This window comes from Arthrobacter zhangbolii (assembly GCF_022869865.1).
Lineage (GTDB): Bacteria > Actinomycetota > Actinomycetes > Actinomycetales > Micrococcaceae > Arthrobacter_B > Arthrobacter_B zhangbolii.
Genome location: NZ_CP094984.1, coordinates 2,946,209 through 2,967,792 on the forward strand (window position 1 = coordinate 2,946,209; position 21,584 = coordinate 2,967,792).

General features: G+C 67.5%; 17 protein-coding genes. 4 read left to right on the forward strand and 13 right to left on the reverse strand.

Features of this window, described 5'->3' with window-relative positions; genetic code table 11:
- Positions 1-15 precede the first annotated feature (15 nt).
- Positions 16-1,425: a TrkH family potassium uptake protein gene (locus MUK71_RS13725; protein WP_227902485.1), complete on the forward strand. Its 1,410-nt coding sequence runs from the start codon at positions 16-18 to the stop codon at positions 1,423-1,425.
- Complete coding sequence (locus MUK71_RS13730) at positions 1,418-2,086, forward strand: potassium channel family protein (protein ID WP_227902487.1); 669 nt, start codon at positions 1,418-1,420, stop codon at positions 2,084-2,086. Before MUK71_RS13725 ends, MUK71_RS13730 begins: the two co-directional genes overlap by 8 nt.
- A gap of 83 nt (positions 2,087-2,169) precedes the next feature.
- On the opposite strand, the gene proC is transcribed toward MUK71_RS13730, so the two are convergent.
- The 7 genes from proC to trhO all read right to left on the reverse strand — a co-directional run bounded on the left by proC (position 2,170) and on the right by trhO (position 12,466).
- Positions 2,170-3,015: a pyrroline-5-carboxylate reductase gene (gene proC, locus MUK71_RS13735; protein WP_227928596.1), complete on the reverse strand. Its 846-nt coding sequence runs from the start codon at positions 3,013-3,015 to the stop codon at positions 2,170-2,172.
- Between the two features lie 57 nt (positions 3,016-3,072).
- Complete coding sequence (locus MUK71_RS13740) at positions 3,073-3,900, reverse strand: sugar phosphate isomerase/epimerase family protein (protein WP_227928593.1); 828 nt, start codon at positions 3,898-3,900, stop codon at positions 3,073-3,075.
- A complete protein-coding gene (locus MUK71_RS13745) occupies positions 3,901-4,947 on the reverse strand; it encodes a Ppx/GppA phosphatase family protein (protein WP_227902491.1) in 1,047 nt (348 codons plus the stop codon).
- A 27-nt stretch (positions 4,948-4,974) separates the two neighbouring features.
- The gene (gene topA / locus MUK71_RS13750) at positions 4,975-7,710 is read right to left on the reverse strand and encodes a type I DNA topoisomerase (RefSeq protein WP_227928591.1); all 2,736 of its coding nucleotides are present in this window, start codon (positions 7,708-7,710) and stop codon (positions 4,975-4,977) included.
- A 177-nt stretch (positions 7,711-7,887) separates the two neighbouring features.
- Complete coding sequence (locus MUK71_RS13755) at positions 7,888-9,510, reverse strand: DUF7059 domain-containing protein (protein WP_227902494.1); 1,623 nt, start codon at positions 9,508-9,510, stop codon at positions 7,888-7,890.
- A 39-nt stretch (positions 9,511-9,549) separates the two neighbouring features.
- On the reverse strand, positions 9,550-11,409 hold the full coding sequence (locus MUK71_RS13760; protein WP_227928590.1) for an FAD-binding protein: 1,860 nt from the start codon (positions 11,407-11,409) through the stop codon (positions 9,550-9,552).
- A gap of 163 nt (positions 11,410-11,572) precedes the next feature.
- Positions 11,573-12,466, reverse strand: coding sequence for an oxygen-dependent tRNA uridine(34) hydroxylase TrhO (gene trhO / locus MUK71_RS13765; RefSeq protein ID WP_227902498.1), 894 nt, complete (start codon positions 12,464-12,466; stop codon positions 11,573-11,575).
- A gap of 85 nt (positions 12,467-12,551) precedes the next feature.
- On the opposite strand from trhO, the gene MUK71_RS13770 reads away from it, so the two are divergent.
- Together MUK71_RS13770 and MUK71_RS13775 are read left to right on the forward strand one after the other, a co-directional pair.
- Complete coding sequence (locus MUK71_RS13770; protein WP_227928588.1) at positions 12,552-13,205, forward strand: GNAT family N-acetyltransferase; 654 nt, start codon at positions 12,552-12,554, stop codon at positions 13,203-13,205.
- Between the two features lie 82 nt (positions 13,206-13,287).
- A complete protein-coding gene (locus MUK71_RS13775; protein ID WP_227928587.1) occupies positions 13,288-15,627 on the forward strand; it encodes a DEAD/DEAH box helicase in 2,340 nt (779 codons plus the stop codon).
- Positions 15,628-15,780: 153 nt separating this feature from the next.
- On the opposite strand, the gene MUK71_RS13780 is transcribed toward MUK71_RS13775, so the two are convergent.
- From MUK71_RS13780 to ssd, 6 genes are all read right to left on the reverse strand, one after another.
- Positions 15,781-16,248: a hypothetical protein gene (locus MUK71_RS13780; RefSeq protein ID WP_227928585.1), complete on the reverse strand. Its 468-nt coding sequence runs from the start codon at positions 16,246-16,248 to the stop codon at positions 15,781-15,783.
- A gap of 94 nt (positions 16,249-16,342) precedes the next feature.
- Positions 16,343-16,687, reverse strand: a complete 345-nt coding sequence (locus MUK71_RS13785) for a TadE family type IV pilus minor pilin (RefSeq protein WP_227928583.1) — start codon at positions 16,685-16,687, stop codon at positions 16,343-16,345.
- Positions 16,688-16,893: 206 nt separating this feature from the next.
- Positions 16,894-17,391 (reverse strand): DUF4244 domain-containing protein, encoded by a 498-nt coding sequence (locus MUK71_RS13790; RefSeq protein ID WP_227928582.1) that lies wholly within the window; start codon positions 17,389-17,391, stop codon positions 16,894-16,896.
- Between the two features lie 836 nt (positions 17,392-18,227).
- Positions 18,228-18,974, reverse strand: a complete 747-nt coding sequence (locus MUK71_RS13800; RefSeq protein ID WP_227928580.1) for a type II secretion system F family protein — start codon at positions 18,972-18,974, stop codon at positions 18,228-18,230.
- Positions 18,962-20,257, reverse strand: coding sequence for a TadA family conjugal transfer-associated ATPase (locus tag MUK71_RS13805; protein WP_227928579.1), 1,296 nt, complete (start codon positions 20,255-20,257; stop codon positions 18,962-18,964). The genes MUK71_RS13800 and MUK71_RS13805 overlap by 13 nt, the downstream gene beginning before the upstream one ends.
- Positions 20,254-21,306, reverse strand: coding sequence for a septum site-determining protein Ssd (ssd, locus tag MUK71_RS13810; protein WP_227928577.1), 1,053 nt, complete (start codon positions 21,304-21,306; stop codon positions 20,254-20,256). Before ssd ends, MUK71_RS13805 begins: the two co-directional genes overlap by 4 nt.
- Between the last annotated feature and the right edge of the window lie 278 nt (positions 21,307-21,584).

Consider the following 21,584-nt stretch of genomic DNA (forward strand, 5'->3'; position numbering starts at 1 on the left):
TGGAACGACTTGAATATGCCATTGCCTCCGCAGCGTCCGCTGCGCACGGAGCAACGCACCGGCCCCGCGGTCCTTACCGGGATCCGGGACTTCGCTGCAGGCGTGTTCAGCGGCCGGCCGGCACGGCTGGCACTGTTTGTCTTCATCCTCGTCATCCTCCTTTTCACCGCACTGCTGAGCCTGCCGGCAGCCTCCAGCAGCGGCGAGCCCGCGCCCCTGCATGACGCGTTCTTCACGGCGGTCTCCGCCGTCTGCGTCACCGGACTCACCGTGGTGTCCACCGCCACGTACTGGTCCGCCTTCGGCCAGGTCATGATCCTCATCGCCATCCAGGTGGGCGGACTGGGCATCCTCACCCTGGCATCCCTCCTGGCCCTGGCCGTCAACAAACGCCTCGGCGTCCGCGGAAAGCTTCTTGCCCAGGAAGGCATGAACACCGGCCGGCTGGGCGAGGTGGGCCACCTGCTCCGCATTGTCTTCAGCACCGCCGTCATCATTGAACTGGCACTGGCGCTGGTCCTGGCGCCCCGGTTCATGATCCTGGGCGAATCCTTCGGCCAGGCCGTCTGGCACGCCGTGTTTTACTCAATCTCAGCCTTCAACAACGCCGGATTCACCCCGCACTCCGACGGTCTGGTGCCCTATGACGAGGACCTGTGGATCCTCATCCCCCTGATGGTGGGCGTCTTCATCGGCTCCCTCGGCTTCCCGGTGATCATGGTGCTCATCAGCACCCGGCACCGCATCAGCAAATGGAACCTGCACACCAAGCTGACCGTGCTGGTCTCCCTGATCCTGCTGGTGGTGGGAGCCCTGGTCTGGGCCGCCTTCGAATGGTTCAACACCCGCACCATCGGTGACCTGTCCGTGGGGGACAAAATCATCCACGCCATTTTCGCTTCCGTCATGACACGCTCCGGCGGCTTCAACCTGGTGTCCATGTCCGATCTGGACTCCAGCACCCTGCTGGTCACGGACATGCTGATGTTTGCCGGCGGCGGCTCGGCGTCAACGGCCGGCGGCATCAAGGTCACCACCATTGCGGTCCTGTTCCTCGCCATTGTGGCCGAGGCGCGCGGCGATGCCGATGTGCGTGCCTTCGGCCGGACCATTCCGCAGAGCGCCATGCGCGTGGCCATTTCCGTAACCATCCTGGGCGCCACTCTGGTGGCAGTGGCCACCCTGGCACTGCTGGTGATTACCGATGAGACCCTGCAGCCGGTGCTGTTCGAGGTGATCTCCGCCTTTGCCACGGTGGGCCTGAGTACCGGGCTCAGCGAGATACTGCCGCCGTCGGGCAAATACGTGCTTGCCCTGCTTATGTTTGCCGGCCGCGTCGGTACCATCACCCTCGCCGCGGCGCTGGCAGTACGCCAGCGCACCACGCTTTATCACTTCCCCGAAGAAAGGCCGATCATTGGCTGACAGACCCGCCCACAACGCCCCGGTACTGGTCATTGGACTGGGCCGCTTCGGCGCCGCCACCGCAGAGCAGCTGGTCCGCCAGGGCCGTGAAGTCCTGGCCGTGGAACGCGACCCCGAGCTGGTACAGAAGGCCTCCGGCATCCTCACCCACGTGGTGCAGGCCGACGCCACTAACATTGAAGCGCTCAAGCAGCTGGGCGCCGAGGACTTCTCCGCCGCCGTGGTGGGCGTGGGCACCTCGATCGAGTCCAGCGTGCTGATCACCGTAAACCTGGTGGACCTGGGCATTGAACACCTGTGGGTCAAGGCCATCACCCCTGCCCACGGGAAGATCCTCACCCGGATCGGCGCCAACCACGTTATTTACCCCGAAGCCGACGCCGGACGCCGCGCCGCACACCTGGTGGGCGGCCGGATGCTTGATTTCATCGAATTCGACGACGGCTTCGCCATTGTCAAAATGCATCCGCCCAAGGAAACCCAGGGCTTTACCCTGGGCGAGGCGAACGTCCGGGCCAAGTACGGCGTCACCGTGGTCGGGGTGAAATCCCCGGGCGAGGATTTCACCTACGCACAGCCGGACACGAAGGTCTCCAGCCGCGACACCCTGATTGTGGCCGGCCACGTGGACCTGCTGGAACGCTTCGCCGCACGGCCCTAGGCTGCTGCGGGCGACCGCGCCGGCCGCCGCCTCCGGTGGTGAGCCGGCGCGGGTAGTGAGCCGGCGCGGGTAGTGAGTCCGCCCTAGGCGGTGAGCTGGGCCGTGATTTCCTCGGCACGGGCCGCCGCCGCACGGGCACCAGCCGCAATAATGCCGGGCAGGTCCTGCTCGTCGAAGGTCCTGATGGCCGCTTCGGTGGTGCCGTTGGGGCTGGTGACACCACGCCGCAGAGCCGGAGCGTCCGCATCGGGCTCAGCGAGCATGTACCCGGCACCTGCCACGGTTTCGCGGGCCAGGAGGGCCGAAAGGTCGGGGTCCAGCCCGAGTTCGACGCCGGCCCGTGCCATGGCTTCGGCCAGATAGAACGCGTATGCGGGGCCCGAGCCGCTGACAGCGGACACTGCATCAACCTGGTCTTCGGGAACTTCCACCACCGTGCCGGTCGCCGAGAGGACCTGCCGGGCCAGTTCCATGGCCTCAGGGCCGGCGGAGCTGCCCGCGGAAATCGACACCACGCCGCGGCCCAGCCGCGAGGGTGTGTTCGGCATGGCCCGGATCACGGGCTGGCCCGCGGGAAGGAGCTCTTCCATCAGCACCAGCGGCACGGCGGCCGCCACACTGAGGACGACGGCGGTTGCGGGAAGAGCCGTGGAAATCTCACGCAGCAGGTCCGCCACACCGACGGGCTTAACGCCCACGATCACCAGATCGGCACCGGCCACCGCCTTGGCGTTTGCGGCCGGATCCTCGCTCCCGGCCAGCACCGTGATTCCGTGGGCCGACCTGAGCTCCGCGGCACGCTCCGCGCGCCGGACCGTGGCCGTGACCTGCTCCGGTGCCAGCCCGCCGGCAAGGATGCCGCCAAGAATTGCTTCGTTCATCGAGCCGCAGCCCAGGAATGTCAGTCGGGGGTTCTGTGCGCTGTCCATGGCTTCGATTCTGTCATGCGGCGCTCCGGAGAGTGTCCCGGGGGCGTTCCCGGGTCACTAGCGGGAGACCGGCGCCTTGGGGCGCAGATGCTCCCGGGCAAACTCGAGGGTCTGCTTGAGTTGTTCCTCGCGCCCCCCGGCCCCCTTGGCCTTCCGGGTGCTGACCTCAATGGCCACCACCCCCTTGAAATCGTTGTCCGCCAGGTAGGAGAGCGCTTCGGCACAGCGCTGGGTTCCCTCTCCGGGAAGCAGGTGCTCGTCCTTGCCGTTGGGCGTGCCGTCGGTGAGGTGAACGTGGCTGAGCCGGTCGCCAAGTTTGCGGATTTCCTCGAAGGAGTCCATTCCGGCGATTGCGGCGTGGGAGAAGTCCCAGGTCACGTGCTCGTAGGGTTCCGGCACCGGGTTCCAGTGCGGCAGGTAGGCCTTGGCTTCCCGTCCGCGGACGCGCCACGGATACATGTTTTCCACGGCGATGGTGACGCCGTACTGCTCCGCGATGTTGCGCACACCTTCGGCGAAATTCTCTGCGTAACCGGTCTGCCAGCGGAACGGCGGATGGGTCACCACGGTGGAGGCGCCGACCTCTGCGGCCATTGCGGCGGAGAGCTCAATCTTGGTCCAGGCCTTCCCCCACACCTGCTGGGTCAGCAGCAGCGTAGGTGCGTGGATTGCCATGATCGGCTGCTGGTACCGTTCGCTGAGCCCGCGGAGGGTGTCCGGGTTCTGGCTGATCTGGCTGTTGGTGACCATGACTTCCACGCCGTCGTAGCCGAGGTCGTTGGCTACCGCGAAGGCATCGTGCACGGAGAGCGGATAGACCGACGCACTGGAGAGCGCCACCGGGATGGTGGCGGGCTCGGTCGCTGGCAGTGGTGAGGTGGGCATTTAGCTGGGCTTTCCGTTGGGGGAAATTCCGTGGACAGCTGACGGGGCGGGCGCTGCCGCGGCGGCCACGAGGAATTCCTCGCCTTCGGCCGGGCCGCGGGGCAGCTCGCCGGGAGTTTCAAAGCGCAGGGTGTCGAAGCGTCGCAGGATCAGGCCCTCACGGAGGGCCCAGGGGCAGATCCGCAGGACGGGGACGTCGAAGGCTTCCATGGCCGCCTGCGCCACAAGGGCACCGGCGAGCATCTGCGGGGCACGCAGCGCGGAAACGCCGTCCAGCCTGGACCGGTCCCGGGCACTCATCGCGCCGAGCTGCTTGGTCCAGACGGACAGGTCATCGCGGCTGAGCCTGCGGCGGACAAAGGGACCGGCAGCGGACGGCGCCGCGCCGGCAATCCGGGCCAGCGAACGGAAGGTCTTGGACGTTCCGGTCACCAGGTCCGGCCGGCCGAAAGGCGCGAATTCCTCGGCCGCTTCCCGGACCAGTTCCCTGATGTACTTGCGCAGCTTCTTGATGCTTTTGGGGGTGGGCGGGTCTTCGGGGAGCCAGTCCCGGGTCAGCCGGCCGGCACCGAGCGGAAGGGACCGGGCGATCTCCGGCAGTTCATCCGCCCCGAGTGCCATCTCAAAGGAGCCGCCGCCGATGTCCAGGTCAAGGATGGTCCCGGCACCCCAGCCGTACCAGCGCCGGGTTGCCAGGAACGTCATGGCTGCTTCGTCCGCGCCGGAGAGTTCCTCCAGCCGCACCGGGGTTTCCCGGTGTACCCGGTCCAGCACCCGGGTACCGTTGGCGGCCTCGCGGATGGCCGAGGTGGAAAACGCCAGCAGGTCCTGCGCACCGTGCCGGCGGGCGAAGTCCCAGGCTTCGTTGACGAAGCCGATCAGTTCCAGCTGGCCTGCCTCGCTGACGGCACCGTCCGCATCCAGGTAGGAAACCAGCTGGAGCGGGCGTTTGTGCGAGGCGAACGGGACCGGGCGGGCACCGGGATGCGCGTCCACCAGCAGCAGGTGGACGGTGTTGGACCCGATGTCGAGGACGCCTAGGCGCATGTTCCCATTATCGCTCTACCCCGCACGCTACTTCTTCGCCGCAGCCTTCTTGGGGGCCGCACGCTTCCGGGCCGGCTTCTTGGCCGGTCCCTTTTCGCGCTTCTCCGCCAGCAGCTCGATGGCCTGTTCCCGGGTGAGCTCCTCGATTGCGGTGGAGCGGGGCACCGTGATGTTCGTGATGCCGTCGGTGATGTAGGGACCGAAGCGGCCGTCCTTGACCACAATGGGCTTCTCGGACACGGGATCGGTGCCGAACTCGGCCAGCGGTGCCGCGGCCTGCCGGCCCCCGCGCTGCTTGGGCTGGGAGTAGATCTCCAGTGCCTGTTCCAGGGTGATCGTGAAGATTTCCTCTTCAGTGCCGATGGAGCGCGAGTCGGTGCCCTTCTTCAGATACGGGCCGAAGCGCCCGTTCTGCACGGTGATCTCGTTGCCCTCGGCGTCGGTGCCCAGGACGCGCGGCAGCTTCATCAGCTTCAGCGCTTCCTCAAGCGTGACCGTTTCCACGCTCATGGACTTGAACAGCGAACCGGTGCGCGGCTTGACCTTCACCGGCTTCTTCGGGGGCTTGGGCTTGCCGTTCTTGTAGTACTCCACCGGCTGGTTGGCCAGTTCCTCTTCAGTGGGCTCCGGAATGAGCTCAATGACGTACGGACCGTAACGGCCGTTGCGCGCCACGATGGTGCGGCCGGTCTCCGGATCGGTGCCGAGCACGCGTTCCTCGGGGGCTGCCGTTTCCATGAGTTCGATGGCCTTGGCGGCGGTCAGCTCGTCCGGCGCCAGGTCCTCGGGCACGTTGGCCCGCTCCGGTTCGGTTCCCTCCGGAGCGTCGGCGGGCAGCGGGCGTTCCAAGTAGGGGCCGAACTTGCCCACGCGCAGCACAATGCCGTCGGCAATCTCGATGGAGTTGATCGCCTTGGCATCAATCTCGCCCAGGTCGTTGACGATGGTGTGCAGGCCGGTCTCGACGCGGTCGCCGTAGTAGAACTGGTTCAGCCATTCCACGCGTCCGGCCTCGCCGCGGGCAATGCGGTCCAGGTCCTCTTCGAGCTCGGCGGTGAAGTCGTAATCCACGTAGTCGGTGAAGTGCTCCTCCAGGAGGCGGACCACAGAGAACGCAATCCAGCTCGGCACCAGCGCCTGGCCGCGGCTGGTGACGTAGCCGCGGTCCATGATGGTGGAAATGGTGGCTGCATAGGTGGACGGACGTCCGATGCCGAGCTCTTCCAGCATTTTCACCAGGGACGCTTCAGTGAAGCGCGGCGGCGGGGAGGTTTCGTGCCCGTTGGCGGCAATGTCCGTGCCTGTCAGCCGGTCCTCGGCCTTCAGCACCGGAAGACGGGCGCCCTCGGTGCCCTCGGCGTCGTCGTCCTCGCGCACGGCGTCGCGGCCCTCTTCATAGGCCGCCATAAAGCCGCGGAAGGTGATGACCGTGCCGGAGGCCGAGAACTCGGCGTCGCGGCCGTCCGTGGAGACGGCGCCGAGGCGCACGGAAGCAGTGGAGCCCTTGGCATCCGCCATCTGCGAGGCGACGGTACGCTTCCAGATCAGTTCGTAAAGCTTGAATTCATCGCCGCGCAGCGAGGACGCCACCTGGGCCGGAGTCCGGAAGGAATCACCGGCGGGGCGGATGGCCTCGTGGGCTTCCTGGGCGTTCTTGGACTTGCCCTTGTAGATACGCCGCGCGTCGGGCACATATTCGGGACCGTAGAGTTCCGAGGCCTGCCGGCGGGCAGCGTTGATCGCCTGGTCCGACAGCGCCGGGGAATCGGTACGCATATAGGTGATGTAGCCGTTTTCATACAGCCGCTGGGCCACCTGCATGGTCACCCGCGAGGAGAACCGCAGCTTGCGGCCCGCTTCCTGCTGCAGGGTGGAGGTGGTGAACGGTGCCGCGGGGCGCCGGGTGTAGGGCTTGGTGTCCACCGAACGGACGGTAAACGCTGCCGATTCCAGTCCGGCGGCCAGCGAAACGGCCGAGGCCTCATCCAGGTGGACGGCGGTCTTGGACTTCAGCTCACCGCGGTCGGTGAAATCCTTGCCGGTGGCCACGCGGGCGCCGTCAACGGATACCAGGCGGGCTTTGAACTTCTCCGCAGCCTCGGTGGCGAAGGTACCGATCAGGTCCCAGTACGACGCCGGGCGGAACGCCATGCGCTCACGCTCACGCTCAACCACCAGCCGGGTGGCCACGGACTGCACACGGCCGGCGGAAAGACCGCGGGCAACCTTACGCCAGAGCACGGGGGAAATCTCGTAGCCGTACAGGCGGTCAAGGATGCGCCGGGTTTCCTGGGCATCCACCATGGCGACGTCGACGTCGCGCATCTCCAGCAGAGCGCGCTGGATTGCCTCACGGGTGATTTCGGGGAACGTCAGGCGGTGAACCGGAACCTTGGGCTTGAGCACCTGCAGGAGGTGCCACGCAATGGCCTCGCCTTCACGGTCACCGTCAGTTGCGAGGTAAAGTTCGTCGGCGTCCTTGAGGGCGGCCTTGAGTTCGGCCACCTTCTTCTTTTTGTCCGCGGACACCACGTAATACGGCTCAAAGTCCTTATCCAGGTCCACTGCGAACTTGCCGACAGCCGTCTTTTTCAGCTCGGCAGGCAGGTCGGAGGGCTGGGGAAGGTCACGGATATGTCCCATGGACGCCGTCACCTCGAAACCTTCGCCGAGGTACCCGGCGATGGTCTTGCCCTTGGCCGGAGACTCGACAATTACAAGCTTCTTCTTGCCGGTCTTCTTGTCCGTAGCCTTAACTGGCACTGTTCTCCTACGTAACGGGTGGTTCAAATGAGTGGGGCTGCTTTAATCCCGGGTGTCCGGCGCATCTCCGATTCGGGCATCGAGTCCGGCTCATCCACAGACAGTATGCGCGATGCCCCAGCACTAGGGTAACCGGAAAGCACCGAAGGTACGTTCCGACGCCCTCCCGGGCACCGCTTATCCGGATACCGGAACCAGGAAGCCGTCCAAGACAAGGTTACGCACTTCCTGCATCAGGTCCGGCGCAAACGCGGCATCGGTGCGGTCCAGGAGCGCTGCCAGCGCCGACGATATCTGGCCGGCGGAGAGTTCACCGTCACAGGCCGAGACAAACCCGGTGAGTTCGGTGCTCATCAGGTTGGTCCGCCGCAGTCCGGCGCCCTGACGGAGCAGGATGACGCCGGGGTGTTCGGCGCCGGGCCGCTGGTGGCGTTCCTCGGTTACGTCCTCGGCCACCAGAAGGTGGGCCGCTGCCAGATCGGAGCTGCCGGCAAGCCAGTCGAAGCGTTCGACGGCGGCCTGCAGGTGGGGTCCCACCGGCTGTTCAATGGGGTGGGTGATTTCCTCGAAACGCCGCAGGGCTTCGGCCCCGGGGTTCTGCCGACGGCGTAGCCACACTGAGCCGAAGCCCACGGAACCCACGTCCCGGGAGGCGAAGTCCGCGAGGTATCCGGCGTAGGCCGCCACGTAGTCCTCCCGGTCCCGGCCCTGGGCCGCGTCGCGGAGCCACATTTCGGCGTATTCCGGCGGGGTGAGGCGCTCCCGCTGGATCACCCAGGCATCCGTCCCCTCGGGCAGCCACTGCTCCAGCCGCTCTGACCATGCCTCCTCGCGGCCTGCGGGGATTTCCCAGTTGCCGAGCATCTGGGCGGTGCCGCCGGGCGCCAGCACCGTTTCGAGGCCGGACATCAGGGCGGCCACGATGCCGTCCCCGGCCAGGCCGCCGTCGCGGTAGGTAAACCGGTCCGCGTCCGTTTCGGTTCCGGTGCGCGGAGTAATAACGAAGGGCGGGTTGGATACCACCAGGTCGAAGGATTCCCCCTGCACGGGTTCGAGCAGGCTGCCCAGGCGCAACGTGAAGCGCTCGTCGGGCTGTTCCGGATCGATACCCAGCTGGGGTGCGTTGAGCAGGAGATTGAACCGGGCAAACGCGAGGGCGCGCTCGGAGATGTCCGTGGCCGTGACGTGCCGGGCGTGCCGCAGGAGGTGGAAGGTCTGGATGCCGCAGCCGGTGCCCAGGTCCAGGGCACGGTCCACGGGGGTCCTTACGGTGAGCTGCGCCAGGCTCAGCGATGCCTGGCCGATGCCCAGCACGTGATCGCGTCGCAGCACCCCGGGCCGCTGGTGGCTGCCCAGGTCGCTGGCGACCCACAGGTCACCGCCGGGATTCTCCGCCGTGCCGGCTCCGCCGTCGTCCGCAGCGTAGGGCCGCAGGTCAACGGCGGCGCGGAAGGTGCCGAAGATGCGTCCGCGTTCAATCAGCCCCAGCTCCAGCAGGCCTTCCGTACCGGTGCGGGGCAGGGCGGCATCCAGCTGCGCACGCTCCACGGTCTCCCCCAGCAGCCAGAGCAGGACCGGCAGGGCCAGCCGCCTGGGCTGCTCCGCCTCCGCTTCGGCCCGGCAGGCAAGCAGTGCAGGAACCAGCTGGTCCCGCTGCAGCGCAGCCGATGCATCATCGCCGAGGAAACCGGCTACGCCGTCAACGGTGTAGCCGGCCTCCCCGAGATCGGCGGCAAGCGCTTTGAGCAGCCAGGTATCCCGGCTGCGGGGCGCGGAGGGCACAAACGAGAAATCACTCACCAGCCCAGTCTAGGACGTGCCGCAGGCGCCGAAGCCCGCTTAGCCCGCGGCCGGCTCCAGCGGCTCACCGGCTGCGCTGCCAGCCGCGGGGGCGGCGCTGCCGGCTGCGGCGGGCATTCCGGCAGTACCTGCACTGTCGGTCCCGCCGGACCGCCCTGCAGCATGCTGAGCCGCCCGGTAGCCGAAGACGACGGCGGGGGCGATGGTGGCCCCCGCTCCGGGATAGGTGCGGCCCATCACCGACGCCGTGGTGTTGCCGGCGGCGTACAGCCCCGGGATCACGCTGCCGTCCTCCCGCAGGACCCGCGCGTCAGCATCCGTGACCAGGCCGCCTTTGGTGCCAAGATCCCCCGGATAGAGGCGGACAGCCGAGAACGGGCCCTTTTCCAGCGGGCCAAGGTTCGGGTTGGGCTTCACGCGAGGATCGCTGTAATAGGTGTCGTACACCGTGTCGCCGCGGTGGAAGTCCTCATCAATCCCGGTCTTCGCGAAACCGTTGAACCGCTCCACCGTGGCCTGCAGGGCGGCCGGCGGGACGCCCATTTTTCCGGCCAGCCCGGTCAGCGATTCATCCTGCAGCAGCAGCCCCTGGTTCTTCCATTCCTTGCGGCCCTGCAGCAGGGCGTTGAACAGGTAGCGGCGGGCGTGCCGGGCATCGAACACCAGCCATGCCGGATCCCCGGGGACCTTGTGGTTGTTTTCGAGCATGTGGTGGCCGAAGTCCACATAGGATTCGGACTCGTTCAGGAAGCGTTTGCCGGCGGCGTCAACCACCAGGGAAAACGGCATGGACCGTTCGGCCAGGGTAAACGTGACCGCGCCCTTCGGTCCCACGGTGGTTGGCCCCCACCACGCGTCATCCATCAGGGCGAGGGCTCCCCCGCGTGCGGCCACTATGTCGATAGCCTGGCCCAGGTCTCCGTCCGGTGCCGAGGAGTACTCCTTTTCCAGGCCCTGGTACTTCTCGCGCCACTCGGCGTTGCGGGCAAAGCCGCCGGCCCCCAGCACCACGCCCCTGCGGGCCCGGATCCGGATGTCCCGGCCGTCCCGGCGGACCACCGCTCCGAGCACGGCGCCGTCGTCGTCCTGCACCAGATCCGTCAGCGGCGCCGACAGCCAGACGGGCGTCTGCTGGTTGCGCACGATGTACATCAGCGAGGAGGCCAGTGCGCCACCCAGCCCGTAGAGCCGCTTGCCGCGCAGCAGGCCGCCGACGGTGCGGAAGACAAACCGGGCACCGCGGATAAAGCCGCTGGGAGTGGACCAGGCCCGGGAAAGCTCCCAGACATCATCGGTGGCCAGCGGTGCCGGGATGCCGGAGGCCGCCGGCCGGGACTGCTTAAACCAAGGGCCCAGCAGCTTGGTATCAAAGGCCTTCACCTCGAGGGAACGCCCCACCATGCCACCGGGCCGGTCCGGGTAGTAATCCGGATAGTCCTTGGACCGCATCCACTGCACGCCCAGGTTTCCCAGGAACGTCACCACCTCAGGGATGGTGTCCAGGAACGCCAGCTTGCGTTCGCGCGAGGAGACCGGCCCGACGTCGGCAATCACCTCCTCCATATAGGTGAGCGCATTCTGCCGGCTGTCCTGCACGCCCGCTTTTTTCATCAGCGGATTATTGGGCATCCAGAGCCCTCCGCCGGAAATGGACGTGGTGCCGCCCCAGAGTTTGGTGCTCTCCACCACCAGGACGTCCAGGCCCTCGTCGGCGGCCTTAATCGCCGCTGTCAGGGCGGCTGCGCCGGTTCCCACCACCAGGACATCGACTATCCGGTCCCAGTCCTGCTGCCCCTGCGCTGACCGTGCCCGGGTCCCGGCGGACGGCTTCGCTACCGCCTGCCCGTTGCCGTTACTTCCGTTGCTTCCGTTGCCTTCGCTTACCGCTGCTTCTGCCACTTCTACACATCCCCGCCTCGTGCCGCGCCCGTTCCCGGCTCGCCCGGCGAAAGCCGGGACCGTTCGGGCCTGTCGCGGGCCGTCGGCCCGTGTGCGGGAGACTAGCAGCGGGGTCTGCGGAAGTACATAGTTTTCTTAGGCAGCGGCTAAGTAAGTGTGGCGGCTAATCCTCGCAGCCGTCCGGGCAGCGCAGGGTGGACGGATCGGAGGCGCACTCGGCGCAGTACAGTGTGAGCTTGCGGCAGGACGGGTTGGAGCAGTTCTCGAACTTGCTGGTGGGCGCCTCGCAGCGGACGCAGCGGCCGATGGTCACGGCCTCATCAGTGAACTCGGTGTGCATCCGCTTGTCGAAGACGTACAGGGAACCTTCCCATAGGCCCTTGTCACCGTAGGTTTCCCCATACCGGACAATGCCGCCCTTCATCTGGTAAACCTCTTTGAATCCCCGGTTCACCATCAGGCTGGAAAGCACCTCGCAGCGGATCCCGCCGGTGCAGTAGGTGACCACGGGCTTGTCCTTGAGATCGTCATACTTCCCGGACTCCAGCTCGCTGATGAAGTCGTGCGTGGTGGACACATCCGGAACCACAGCGCCCTTGAACTTGCCGATCTGCGCTTCGAAGGCGTTGCGGCCGTCGAAGAACACCACTTCCTCCCCGGCCTTTTCCTTCTCAGCCACCAGATCATGCAGTTCCTCCGGCCGCAGGTGGGTGCCGCCGCCAACCACGCCGTTTTCGTCCACCTTCAACTCGCCGGGTGCACCGAAGCTCACGATTTCCTCGCGGACCTTCACGCTCAGCCGCGGAAAATCCTCCGCCGAGCCCTCGGAGTACTTCACATCCATCTTCTTGAAGGCGGGGTATTCGCGCGTCGCCTTCACGTAGGCCTTCACGGCGTCGAGGGGCCCGCCCACGGTTCCGTTGATGCCGTCCCGGGAGATCAGGATCCGTCCGCGCAGGCCCAGCTTCTCGCACAGGGTGCGCTGCCAGAGCCGGACGGCGTCGGGGTCGGAGAGGGGGGTGAAAGCGTAATACAGTGCGATTCGGTTCAGTGCCACATCACTAGGGTAGACCGCTGCGCAGGACGTGCATTTCACCCGGCATCCATACCTTTACCCCCGAAGGCACCGTTAGGGTTCAGCTATGAGAGCGCTGGACGATGATCTGCTGGAGACCTGGGTCAGGGGCTGGGCACAGGCACGTGGCTACCGGATGCGGCGCGAGGGACGTTTTCCGGCAGCACTGCTGCATGACCGGACCAATGACTGGGAGTACTTTGCCCTCGAGCCCTCGCACGACGAATTCGCTGCCCTGGCCTCGTCCGCCCGGCACAGCTCCACCCGGCTGTTCACTATCGTGACCACGCGCGCCAATGAAATATACGGCGCCGCCACCGTCTACGGGCTCCAGGTCCGTTCCACCGATGAGGTGCTGATGGTGGCCGATATGTCCGGCCAGGATGTGGAGGCACCAGTGCAGCCGTGGGACGACTTCTCCACCGAGACCAGCCACGCAAACAACATCGGATCTGTGACCGTTCTCTCGGGGGGCACGCCGGTTGCGCAGGGCAGCGTGGCGGTGGTCAACGGGTACGCCGTCTTTGACCGCATCCTCACCGAGCCGGCCTTCCGCCGCCGCGGCCTTGGCAGCTACGTGATGCGCGCCCTGACCGCCGTGGCCCTGGAGGACGACGCCGAGGCCGGGCTGCTTGTCGCCTCGGTGGACGGGCAGGAACTGTACCGGTATCTGGGGTGGGAATCCCTGGCCAGCGTGGTGATGTTCGAGCCCCGAATGTGAGCTTTTGCCGGGAGCCGTTGGACATGGTTCCCCCCGCAGTGAACATGGCCCGGGGCCGTTTTGCCGGTGGGAGAATGGGCACGTGGCCCTACATGATTCCCTGATCCCGCTGCTTGGCGGCGGCGCCGAGCCGGAGCAGCTGATGCACGTCCATCAGATCCCTGCCCGCCGCGCCGTCACGGCGCCGTGGCCCCGGTGGGCCCACCCCGACGTCGTTGCCGCCTACCGGAATCTGGGCATCCAGGAACCCTGGGCGCACCAGATGGAGGCCGCCGAAGCTGCGCATAGCGGCAGCCACACGATCATTGCCACCGGCACCGCGTCCGGAAAGTCGCTCGCCTATCAGCTGCCGGTACTGGACGCCATCCACCGGACGTCCCTCGATGACCGGGCGACGCTGGAACCCAGCGGCGCCGTCGCGCTCTATCTTGCCCCTACCAAGGCGCTGGCCGCGGACCAGCTGGCGGCAGTCAATTCGCTGAAGCTGCCAACGGTCCGGGCGGAAACGTACGACGGCGACACGGACACCGGTGCGCGGCGCTGGATCCGGGACCACGCCAACCTGGTCCTGGCCAACCCGGACATGCTGCACTTCGGTGTGCTGCCCAACCACACCTGGTGGGCCCGCTTCTTCCGGCGGCTGAAATACGTCATCATCGACGAGGCGCACAGCTACCGCGGGGTGTTCGGCTCCAACGTTGCCAACCTCATGCGACGGCTGCGGCGGATCTGCCGGTATTACGGGTCCGACCCGGTGTTCATCGGCGCCTCGGCAACCTCCGCCGACCCGGAACAGTCCTTCAGCCGGCTGATCGGCGCTCCCGTGACCGCCGTGACGGAGGACCGGTCACCACACGGCTCCACCACCGTGGCCCTGTGGGAGCCGCAGCTGACTGAGCTCAAGGGTGAGAACGGTGCCCGGTCCCGGCGCACCGTGGTGGCCGAGACCGCGGACCTGCTCGCGAATCTGGTGGCCGCACAGGTGCGCACCATCGCGTTCATCAAGTCCCGCCGCGGTGCGGAAACCATTTCCACCATCACCCGCCGCCTGCTGGACGAGGTGCATCCCTCCCTGCCCGGCCGCGTGGCCGCCTACCGTTCGGGCTACCTGCCGGAAGAACGGCGGGAGCTGGAACGGCGGCTGCGCAGCGGGGAGCTGCTGGGCATTGCCAGCACCTCCGCCTTGGAGCTGGGCATTGATATTTCCGGACTGGACGCCGTACTGGTGGCGGGCTGGCCCGGAACCCGGGCATCCCTGTTCCAGCAGATCGGCCGGGCCGGGCGGTCCGGCCAGGATGCGCTGGCCGCGTTTGTGGCCAGTGACGACCCGCTGGATACCTACCTGGTGCACCATCCCGAAGCCATCTTCGACATTTCCGTGGAAGCGACGGTTTTTGACCCGTCCAATCCCTACGTCCTGGGTCCGCATCTGTGCGCCGCGGCCGCCGAGCTGCCCGTGACGCCCGACGAGCGTGAACTGTTCGGTCCGGCTGCGGCCGGGCTGCTGGACCAGCTGGTGGCGCAGGGATACCTGCGCAAACGGCCGTCCGGCTGGTTCTGGACGCACCCGGAAAGCGCCGCATCGATGGTGAACCTGCGCGCCGCCGGTGGTGGGCCGATCAACATTGTGGAATCCGAAACCGGCACCCTGCTGGGCACCATGGACTCCCCGCAGGCCCAGTACCAGGCCCACACCGGGGCAATTTACGTTCATCAGGGCACCACGTATCTGGTGGACGAACTGAACGAAGCCGACCACTGCGCCATGGTGACCCGGACCAACCCCGAGTTCTACACCCAGGCCCGGGACATCACCCAGGTTGCGGTGCTGGAGACCGAACGCACAGAGGAGTGGAACGGCATCCAGGCCTGTTTCGGCACGGTGAAAGTCACCACTCAGGTGGTCTCCTACCAGCGCAAGGCCCTCATATCCAACGAAATCCTTGGGGAAGAACCGCTGGAGCTGGAGGCCAAGGAACTCTTCACCAAGGCGGTCTGGTTTGTCATTGATGAGAAGTTCCTCGTCTCGGCCGGACTGGCCCCGGCGGACTTCCCCGGTTCCCTGCATGCCGCCGAACACGCGTCCATCGGCATGCTGCCGCTGGTGGCCACCAGCGACCGCTGGGACATCGGAGGGGTGTCCACTGCCCTGCATGCGGACACCGAGAAGCCGACCATCTTTGTCTACGACGGGCATCCCGGCGGTGCCGGTTTTGCCGAACGCGGTTACGAGGCCGCCCGGACCTGGCTGACGGCGACCCGGGATGCAATCCGTGCCTGCGAATGTGAGGGCGGCTGTCCGTCCTGCGTTCAGTCCCCGAAGTGCGGCAACAAAAACAATCCGCTGGATAAGAAGGGGGCCGTTACGCTGCTCAACGTTCTGCTGGAGCATGCCCCTGATGCCCTGGCGCTGACTTCCTAGGCACAGGCCCGGCGCCGGGCCTGTGGCGGGCTTGCTGGCCTGGCCCGCCACCTGCCGGGCTCGCAAGTGCCTGCCCGCCGGTGAAATCGCCGTCTTGGAGCCTCATGCGCCCGATTCTCACATCACCGGGTCCCCGGCAGCCCGCCCGACGGCTCAGCCGGGTGGACCTGCCCGCGCCCTGCCCGTGGCCGGAACCGGCAGGGCAGGGACGGCCACCTCCGTTTCGACCCTGAGGATGCCTGTTGCCTCATCGGCGGCACAGGTGCTGACCACCCCGCCGTTCCGGAGGGCTACGCGACGTGCCACACCGCACCCATCATCACCTCCCCCGCGCACGTGGGCACTGGCCAGGGCGCCGGTTTCCGTCAATCTGTCTCCGCCGGGGGGACTCCCGGACAGCATTGCGATTCCCGGCACGCTCCGTCCCGAAAGCGGTGTGGCACCGCCCGGCCCCAACCCGCGCAGCGCATCCGCTCCCGCGAGCGCTGCCAGGTCGGCAGCGGTGGCGGCACGTACAGCAGCAACGGAGGCCTGGGCCAGTATGAGGCCAGCCATGGAAAACCCCAGCAGCGCCAGGCAGATCCCCATTGCGGCGATTGTCCCTGCTCCCCTCTCGTTCATTCCCCTGTCATTCGCTCCCCTGTTGTTCACGTCCTTTACCGGCCGGACATGCGGCGTATCAGCAGGTTTCTGCTTTCCTTCCTCAGCGGGACTTTCACCGGGCCGGAGTGCCAACGGGATAACCTCCGTCCCCCGGGAAGGCCACGGCGTCCGCGGTTAGTTCCAGGGGCAGCAGGCTCAGCACCGGAAGCGACAGGGAACTGCGCACCTCCACTACCGTCCACTCCCCGTCCCGGGTCAGCACCAGCTGAGCTGATCCGCCTGCCAGACGCTGAACTGCAGCCTCCGCCGCCGTGGTGTCAGCCCGCATCACCTCCCGTGCTGCCGCGCGGGCCGCTTCTTCCAACCGCAGCTGGGTAATGCCTGCGGATATCCCGGTTAGCCCGAACACCAGCACCAAAACGATGGCCGGCAATGCCGTCGCGAACTCGGCCGTCACGGCACCCCTCTCCGGCGGATCCAAGCCTGCCGGGCGGCCCCCAACTACCCGGCGCTCCCGGTGCACCCGTTGCTCCCGGCTTTCCCGGCGCTCCCGGTTTGCCCGGAACTCCCGGTGCTTCCTGCCTGCGGGTCCGCCCCGGCCTGTCCGGTGTCCCCGCATTCCCGACATGTCCCGCATTCCCGACGTGTCCACAAGGGTTATCCCTATCCCAATGTCAGCGCGGAACGAATCAACGAGATCAGCATGGCGCGGACTTCGTCGCCGCCGAGGATAACCGCCAGCAATCCCGCAAAAGCAACGGCTGCAAGGGTTGCGATGGCGTATTCGGCGGTGGCCATGCCTGCTTCCCGGTCGGAACCGGCCAACGGCTCCGGCCGGAACTCAGGAACTGTGCCGCAAGACGGCTTTTGCTCCCGCGGCGGCCGGAGCCGGCCCGGCCTTTTTTCCGGTAACGGGGACGGCAGCGTCCCCGTCAGCAGGGCCCGCCGGGCCGCACCGGAACGTGCCGTCAGACCATGCAGCCCGTGGGTTCCGTCCGATTCCGGATTGGGGCAATAGGCGCGCTCTGGGTGCTTGCGGTTCGGTTCCCGGGCCCCTTCTGCCAGCGGGATATGGCCGGACTGCTGGCTGGGCGGAAACGGTTGCACAGCCGGATTCGGCTCGGCGGGGCGGTGCTTGTCGAGCCTGGTGTTTGTTTGCATGGGCTTTTCCTCCTAATGAAAAGGTCCGGAACCTGATCCTGTCCGGTTATGCCGGCTCCCGGCCCCTGGAGCAGGGAAGCCGGGGACAAGGCCGGGCGCGCAGCGGCCTGTGGAGGGAGCATGGGGGCGGGCTCGGTTCCGTCATGCCGGAAGCAGTCACAACCGGCCCGGCAACAGGGACATCAGCAGCGGAACGACAGTCAGTGCCACAAATGCCGGAAGGGAGCACAACCCCAGCGGTACCACCAGGCGGACCCCAAGGGCGGCAGCCCTGCGTCTCCCCTCCGCCTGCCGGCGCCGGCGGAGGGCATCCGCCTGGGAATGCAGCACAGCTGCCGATGGGGCCCCCGTCAGTGCCGTGAACCGCAGTGCCGGACCCAGCGCCCTGAACGCCGCCGAAGAAGGTACAACCACACCAGTCACATCCGATGCCGGTAGATCGGCCGGTGTGCCGGACGCTGGCGGCTCGGTCGTGTGCGGGTGCTGGCGGAGCCGCTGTCTCCGACTCTGCAACGGGACGCGCCCGGTACCGGCGCCGGCGGATAACTGCCAGGCGGCGTCCCATGGCATCCCCAGTTCCAGTGCCCGCAGCAAACGCTCGAGTCCCCGGGCAGTGCCCGGGTCCACTCCCTCCCGGAGTATCCCCAGGGCGGACACAAGTGGTTGACCGGCTTCAAGCATCGCGGCGACCAGGTCCAGCATCAGCGCCGGGTCTCCGATCGATCCTTCTTCCTGCGGTTCGCTGGGCGGCCCGGAATCCTGCAGCGGAGCGATTCTGCCGGCGCCACCGAATAAAAGGGCAGATGCGGAGAGCAACCCAAAGACCAGCAACCCCGTCATCCCGGTACGCCCTCAGCCGGCTTTGCGGCGTCCCTGACCAGCCGCCCGGACCAGACGCGGCCTGCCAGCCAGAACCCGCCTCCGGCTGCGGCGGCGGACCAGCCAAGCGGCGTCGCTGTCAGAATCTGCAGCGGGTTGCCGCCCAGCAGGTACCCGAGGATGATCCCGCCACCGGGCAGCCAGGTCAGCAGGCGCATGGTTGCCCGCGGCCCCGCCAATGCGCTCTCTCGGTCCGAGGCTGCATCGCGGGCAGCGTCCAGCTGACCGGCGTAGCGGGTGAGCACTCGGGACAAGGGTGCTCCGCTGCGCTCGGACACGCGGACACAGACGGCCAGGCCCGCCCATAGCTCCCGCAGCAACGGATCCGGCGCGCCGTCATCTGCCCGCCCCGCTGCCGCCAGCACCGGAACGGGACTGAGTCCCAGGGCAGCCGACGCCGCAGCTGCCTGCAGCACGGCAGCAAAGGGATGAGCCGGTGCGTTCCGCGGCGCCCCGGCCGCGTAGAGCGTAGCCGCGTCGGCCCAGATCCGGTACGCCGGACGGCCTGCCGCCAGCAGGCCGGCAAGTTCGCGGACCAGCAGCGCCGGCGCATCCGCATCCGTCCTGTCCCTGCGTTTTCGGGCTTTGCCCGGGGAAGGACCATTTGGGCCTCTTCCCCGGCGGCGAATCTGCCGGTCCGGTCTCCTGCCGAACAGCAGCACTGCAGCTGCGGCGAGCAGCATGGTGATGGTCAGGCCTGCCATGCCGTCACGCGTGGTCCTTCCGTTGCGGGTCTGTCCGCTGCAGGTCCATCCGCAGCAGGTCCATCCGCAGCAGGTCCATCATCGGCTTCCGCCGCAGCGCGCAGCTGAAGCCGGCGTTCGAGTTCCGCCCACCCACTCTCTCGCCGGTAGGTCGCTCCTTCGCGCCGGAGGGCCGGGACAGCGGTCAGCTGACCGTTCGAAAGCATCAGGACGGCAACTTCGGAGATAGTGCGGACACCGGCCGCCCGGTGCAGGTGGATCACAACGTCCAGCGCTGCCGCAGCCTGCAATGCCACCGCTTCCGGGCTCATTCCCGCGAGCGCTCCCAGCGCCGCCAGTCGTGCCGGAACACCTGATGCCGAGTTCGCGTGGATGGTCCCGCCCGCTCCGTCGTGGCCGGTGTTCAGTGCCGCCAGCAGTTCACGGACTTCAGCTCCCCGGCATTCCCCGACCACCAGCCGGTCCGGCCGCATCCGAAGAGCCTGCCGGACCAGCTCGGTTTGATCCAGCACCCCGGTGCCTTCCACGTTCCCATGCCGGGTCTGCAGGCCCACCACGTGGGGATGGTCCGGTTCCAGTTCCGCTGCGTCCTCCACCAGCACCAGCCGTTCCCGGGGTCCGCTGAGTGAGAGAAGCGTCGAGAGGAGCGTGGTTTTGCCGGTGCCCGTTGCGCCGCTGACCATGAAGTTCAAGCGGTGTCTGATGATTGAGCGGAGCACCCGTTCGCACTCAATATCCAGTGTTCCGGTCCGCGTCAGCTCGGCAAGGGTGAAGGTCCGGGTCCGGTGAATCCGGATGGAGAGGAGCGTGGACCCGGTGGACACGGGACGAAGCACTGCGTGCACCCGATATCCCGGCAGCTGCACATCAACGCAGGGGCAGGAGTCGTCCAGACGCCGGCCCCCGGCCGCGACCAGACGGGTTGCCAGTGACTGGACTTCGGCGTCACCGGCAAACCGGATACCGGTGAGTTCCAGGCCGTGGCCGCTGTCCACCCACACCCGGTCCGGGCCGTTGACCAGGATGTCGCTGACCCCCGGGTGCAGCGCCAGTGGCTGCAAAGGCCCAAGCCCCTGCAGTTCGGCGCGCATCCGGTCCACTGCATGGAGCGTTCCTTCGGACCCCAGCAGGCGTCCGCTGGCCTGCACTGCGGCGGCCAGCCGTGCCCCGGTCACCGGCTCCGGGTGTGCCAGCATCCGGTCCCGGACCCGGGCCAGCAGAGGGTCGGCGCCCGGCAGCTGCCGGGCCCCGCGGGGCGGACCGCCGTTCTCCCCGACGCTCACGTCACCTCCCCTGCCGGGGCCGGCGATACTTTGGCCAGGATCCGCTGCGCAGCCCGCCGGATCCGCGGGCGTCCGGCGTCGGCCAGCACCCTGCCGGAACCCTCTGAGCGGGCAGTGGCGCGCAGGAAGGGAAGATACCCTGCCAGCGGGAGTCCAAGGGCATTGGCCACCAGGAGCTCATCCAACCCGTCTCCGAGCGGTCCCCGCACCACCGCGTGAGGTTTCGCACTGCCAAGGCGGAGCAGCAGGGACCGGGCGCCGAGGACGCCGCTGACCCGGCCGGGCACCACCAGTAAAAGCTCCTCACAGAGGTGCAGCAGCGGCTCGGTACCGGTGCTGCTGCCCAGATCCACGATGGTCAGCTCAAATCCGCTGCGCGCGGCGTCAAGGACTGCACCGGTCACCGCTTCATCCGCGGGAAGCAGTCCCGGCCCTCGTGCCAGCAGGGAAAAACCGCCCAGAGCCGGCAGGCCGGCGGCCAGCTGCACAGGGTTCAGGCTGCCACTGATTCCCTCCAGGTCCGGCCATCGAACACCTTGCAGGTCGCCGGCATCCAGTGCCCACTCAAGTCCGGCACCCCACGGGTCTGCTTCCAACAGCAGAACTGATACTCCCGTTTCGACGGCGGCGGCGGCCAGCCAGCAGGCCGTTGTGGACGCGCCGGCGCCGCCGCTTCCCAGCACGCCGAGCACCGTTCCCCCGCCGGAGCTGTTGCGCCGGCGGCCCAGATAACCCGCAAGCCAGCCCGCCGCGGCGGGCAGGACAGCAACCCGCGCCGCGGAACTGTAGGCCGCAACATCCCAGACAGCCGTGTCCCCGGCCAGCCCTATGACTATGACGTCAGGGGTTCCCGCCCCGCTTCCGGCCGTTGCACCGCCCCTGCCGGGCAGGAGACGGAGCCGGCCGCTGTCCAGCAGCAGCACTTCGGGTCGCATCGCGAGGGCGGTACCGATATCCACGGCCAGTGAGATTTCCACTCCCGCTGCTGCGCCCACCCGTGCCACTTCGTCCTGCACCCCCTGGTCCCCGGACACGAGGACCGCTGCCACCGCTGGCCGGCCACCGTCGCCCTGGAGCGTTCTCCGGCCCTGCCTTCCCGTGAGCCGTCCGGAAACGGTGCCCCCGGCGTCTGTATACCTGTCTCCCGGCGGCGCCGTATGCCCAGCGCCATGTTCTAGGTTCATCAGCCCACCCTGACAGGCAGCACCGCGCCGCCCGCGCCCTCGACAGGGAATGCGGACAACCCGGCGCCGGTGACCCGGTGTGGAGGGAAAGAGCCGCACACCGTCCGGTGCTGACAAAACCCGGTGAGTGGCGGGTGAAACGT